The sequence below is a fragment of the bacterium genome (assembly GCA_022616075.1).
In the GTDB taxonomy this organism is placed as follows: Bacteria; Acidobacteriota; HRBIN11; order JAKEFK01; family JAKEFK01; genus JAKEFK01.
In genome coordinates, this window is sequence record JAKEFK010000253.1 from 1 (window position 1) to 4,426 (window position 4,426).

The 4,426-nt window shown below is 46.7% G+C and carries 5 protein-coding genes; 2 read left to right on the forward strand and 3 right to left on the reverse strand.

Features of this window, described 5'->3' with window-relative positions; genetic code table 11:
- Nucleotides 1–230, forward strand: a 230-nt coding sequence (locus L0156_20930; protein ID MCI0605456.1) for a hypothetical protein, incomplete at its 5' end; no start/stop codon positions are given.
- Nucleotides 231–289: 59 nt separating this feature from the next.
- On the opposite strand, the gene L0156_20935 is transcribed toward L0156_20930, so the two are convergent.
- Together L0156_20935 and L0156_20940 are read right to left on the reverse strand one after the other, a co-directional pair.
- Nucleotides 290–2,110 (reverse strand): tetratricopeptide repeat protein, encoded by a 1,821-nt coding sequence (locus L0156_20935; GenBank protein MCI0605457.1) that lies wholly within the window; start codon nt 2,108–2,110, stop codon nt 290–292.
- 24 nt (nt 2,111–2,134) lie between these two features.
- Nucleotides 2,135–2,536, reverse strand: coding sequence for a hypothetical protein (locus tag L0156_20940; protein MCI0605458.1), 402 nt, complete (start codon nt 2,534–2,536; stop codon nt 2,135–2,137).
- A 642-nt stretch (nt 2,537–3,178) separates the two neighbouring features.
- Between L0156_20940 and L0156_20945 the strand changes: the two genes are divergently transcribed.
- Nucleotides 3,179–4,060: a DUF547 domain-containing protein gene (locus L0156_20945; protein ID MCI0605459.1), complete on the forward strand. Its 882-nt coding sequence runs from the start codon at nt 3,179–3,181 to the stop codon at nt 4,058–4,060.
- Nucleotides 4,061–4,093: 33 nt separating this feature from the next.
- Here the strand turns inward: L0156_20945 and L0156_20950 are convergent.
- Nucleotides 4,094–4,426: hypothetical protein (locus tag L0156_20950; protein MCI0605460.1), on the reverse strand; the 333-nt coding region annotated here is incomplete at its 5' end.

Genomic DNA, 4,426 nt, shown 5'->3' on the forward strand with positions numbered 1-4,426 from the left:
ACTCAACTTCGGTGGGGAGCTATTTTGCGACTGCTGTAATATCCCCGAAATACGGACTTCGTCTCCTGCAACTACCGCTTTCTGAAATTCCGTGTCCTTTGCTCCAAGGTTATATCGGTAACAGCATTGAATTTTCCTGGATCCGTTCCTTTAGAGCCAAACTGGCGCAAGAATTTTCCTTGCGGCGAAAACACTTTGATTTTGTCGCGGCCACTATGCAGACTGGATAAATCCTAATTGACTGCAGGGGTGGAGGGCAGAGCGGGCAGGGCAGTTGCCGTGCGCGCTCTTATGGTAGATCCTGTGGCATACCGTCAGCATTTTTCCAAATCTTGCGAAGCTTAGCCTGAATTTCGGCAGCCTGTTCTTTATTTCCCGAAACTAACTCGGCCTTCGCAAGTCCTCGCAGTGATGCGGTTCGGTCCGGTGCGCGCTCTAAGGCAGCTTCAAAGGCGGCGATGGCTTCTTTGGGGCGATGGAGATCCAACAATTCTTCCCCTAAAAGCTCGCGAGTAGGTTTATCAATGAAAGGCGGACCGAATGCCATCGGAAGGCTTTCTTCCGTTAACGCAGTTTGCTGGAGAAGATCGATTCCTTCGGTTGCTTTTTCCGCAGCTATCAGAAGCATCCCCCTTAACTGCATTTCCAAAATCTCCGCTCTCTGCAAATAGGAACGATCGGCTTCTTTGTTTTCGAGATAATAAAGATTGAGTTTCGTGCGCAAATCGTGCAAAGTTTCAAGTTCTTTCTCCGCCTTTTCAACTTCGCCGCGGCGAATGGCACGGAGTCCAGCCATCCAGTGATACGTAATTTGCGGGTTCAGTTCCTCCGTGAACGGAATCTTCCAGCCGGCGATTTCGTCCTCCCAGTCTTCGGTGTCCAAAATGAATCTTGCCCACATTTGAACGAAAGACCCGAGCACACTGTTGTCTGGATCCAGCATTTGTATTCCATGTTGATGAGTTTCAAGAGTGCTTCCTGCAGCGGCTTCGCGACAGCCGGCCAGTAACGCCTTCGCCCGTTCTGTACGACCTTGCTGCAGATAACCGTATAAGAGCCAGGAGTTGTAATGACCGCAAGCGCTCGGAGGTTTTCCCGTTTCTTTTCGCCGCGCATTCACCACGCGGACAGCATTCTCATTGGCGTAAACGACTTCATCCCACATGCCGAGAGCCAAAAAAATGTGCGAAGTCATATGCTGGGCGTGAGCGGCGGATGGAGCGATTTTAGAATAAACTCGCGCGGGGCGTAACCCGAGTGGAGCATGAATCGGATCGTCATAACTGTGAATGAGATAATGAACGGTTCCCGGATGCTGAGGATGGTCCCGGAAAACTTCTTCCAGAACCGCAGCAGAGCGCATGTAAATCGCAAAATCACGTCCTTCGTGGGCCGTTCCCAATAAAGAAAGTGCGTAAAAAGCGGAGGCCTCCGCATCGTCCGGATATTTCTTATGTAACTGTGCCATCTCATCTGCATAAGCGAAATCCCTGTCTTGCTTATTCCCTTCTCCATATAGAATTTCCACTGCGCGCAGATAATCCTTCTCGCGCTCCGTACCAGCTTTTACAAGTCTTGCCTCCGGCGTTGGTCCCAGACGCTTCAAAACGGCAAGAGCTGCATTACGGTCTTGTTCCATCCAGATCGGATGATTGAAGGTCATCGCTTCTCCCCAGAACGCCATCGCAAAGTTCGGGTCCTGAGCTTGTGCCATGCGAAATTGTTCGGCTGCATCCTCATATTCAAAGCTGTGCAGCAAAGCCAGGCCGCGGAGAAAGGCCGGCTGTGCTTCCTCTGAACCTGAACTCGGAAACGTAACTTCACCAATATCGTTCGTTGCGGCAACCGAAACCAATCCAATAACCAGAAATAGTACTATGCTTATAGCAGATTTTTCCATCAGTCCTTCCTTCATTCTCGAAATGACCTTACAATCTAATGTACCACGAGCACGCGAGGGAAGAAGGGAGACGAGCAACAGCAACGGAATGAAACAAAAGAATCCGAGCCACGAGAATTGCAACGATGGGAGAAGGATGATTTGAACCACGCCTGAAAGCAGAGCGCACAACAGTGGAGAAGGCACTGTTTTCAGCCGTGGGAACTTCATTGTTTGCAAATGATCCTGATGTTGTTACGGGGCCTTCTTCAAGCTTCCTTTGAACCAGTATTCAATCGGTTTTTGGCCTGGTTTGGTCCATACAAAAGCGGCTTCACAGGTATCACCCTGAACGGTTCCATTCCAACTGATTTCGCCTTCCTTCTCGCTTTTAGCCACACTTTCAAAGGTTGTCGTGTCACCTTGGGTCTTTGTTGTATAGGGTGCGGGAGTAAAACCGTATTGATCACACCCGGTCGAATGGAACTTTCCGTCAGCGAAAATCAGTTCATCGTTATTACCGGAGGTCTTTCCTTTCTCGGCTGTCTCTCCCAGGTAGCTTTTACCATCAAGCTCGGCAGCTTGACCTGAAGCAGTAACAGCGGCGATAGCAAAAAGTGTTGAAACAGCGAAGATGAAGATCAAAAGGTTTTTCATGTTTTCTGCTCCTAATTATGATCCATTATACGGAAAGTTTAAGAGATTTTGATCTTTCTGCCTTACACCATTTGGCATTTCTTTGTTTATTTTTTGCTCTGGAATTTCATTTGTAAGCGAACTTCCAAAAGCATGGGCGCAAATCGAAAGTTTCGTTCCGATGTTCGCATCTAATTCAAGAGCTGCTTCATGTCGCATCTGGTCATTATTGGAAACGGCATCACGGGTGCCACAGTTGCACGCGAAGTGTGAAAACGCACAGACATCAGAATCACCATGATCTCTAAGGAGACGGATTATTTCTACGCCTGCGCGGCGTACTGAAGCTCGAAAAACGGCACACCTGGGACGCGCTATAATTTCGATAAGACTCACTAAACCTCCGCTGCCTTGCACATCCAATTTTTCTATGTCGTAAAGTAACTCCGCTTACAACGACTCAGAGAATTGACAGTCCAAAAGAATCTAACTATGTAGAAAACACAATGGCGTAGGAGGCGCAAATGAAAAATGGCGGCAAGATTTTTCATACGGATTTGAATTGCAGGTTTGCCTGCTGCAAACAATCACTGGTGGAACGTAATAAAGAGGTTCTACTATATCTACATTTACCGTAACATTCTTTTTGCAAGTTGAATTATTGTGAAGAAGATCCTGACCGTTCTTGGTATCATCCTTCTATTGTTTGTTCTTTCTGCACTCGCGTCGTGGTTCTTAATAGAGCCGGACCTGACACTGATTCACTTTGGAAATTCCAATGGAAAACCGTTCTCCTATGAAGACTACAGGTATGTGTTGAAGACGAACGTTGACGAGGATGGCATGGTTGACTACATGAAATTGAAGCTTGAAAAACAAAAACTAGATAATTTTGCTTTAAGCCTGGCAAGTCTAAATCCTGTTGTCTACGACCGTTGGAATGATTCGGAAAAGATTGCCTTCTGGATCAATGCTTACAACGCGTTGACCTTAGAAGTGATTTTGCTTAATTACCCGATTAAATCTTCTTATCCCAGAGTGCTCTTATTTCCGAAGAGCAGTATTTTGCAGATTCCGGGCGTGTGGAGTAAATTTCAGTTCCTCATCATGGGTCGAAAGATGACTCTGAATCAGATAGAACACGACACTCTTCGATCAAAGTTCAACGAACCTCGCATCCATGTCGCCCTGGTGTGTACAGCAAAGGGCTGTCCTCCGTTGCGAAGAGAACCATTTGCTGGCGGCCGCCTCGATGAACAACTTGATGATCAGGCTCATCGATTCCTCTCCAATCCGAAGAAATTCCACGTAGACCGAAAAGAAAAAACGACATACCTTTCCTCCATTTTTAAGTGGTTTGGGAAGGATTTTGTGAAAGCCTATGGAACCGATAGGAACTTCTCAGGCCATAGCAGGGAAGAGCGAGCCCTATTGAAATTCATCAGCCGGTATCTGGAGAGCGAGGATCGGGATTTTCTTGATAAACAAAAGTACAGAATCAAATATATCAAATACGATTGGTCTTTAAACGAGAAAAGGAGCTAACACTCATGAATCATCTTGGAATTCCGAGTCGTCTCATTTCTTCAAGGTTTGTTGGCTTCTGGTTTGATCAAAGTTTTCTACGCTTAACTTTGGTGGTGAGTTATCTTTCGACTCTTGTAGCGTGCCAGAGATATGGGCTTCCTCTCCTACGGAGAATGCTTTCTGAAATTCCATAAACTTTGCTCCGCCTTGCAAAATAAAGTTTCGGGGTTGCCCCAAGACACGCAATGCAAACCCATCCTTACTCCCTTCAACTACGCCTTTCACTATGATCTCTATCCTGGGAGCGGAGAATCCAGCCTTTTTGATCGCATCTGCAATTTTCGTGGGATCAAAGCTTCTATTCTCTTTGGGGAATACGACTCC

Bases quoted from the DNA above. Each gene is read 5' to 3' on its own strand.
- L0156_20935 (MCI0605457.1), bottom strand. From the start codon at position 2,110: ATGAAGTTCCCACGGCTGAAAACAGTGCCTTCTCCACTGTTGTGCGCT.
- L0156_20940 (MCI0605458.1), bottom strand. From the start codon at position 2,536: ATGAAAAACCTTTTGATCTTCATCTTCGCTGTTTCAACACTTTTTGCT.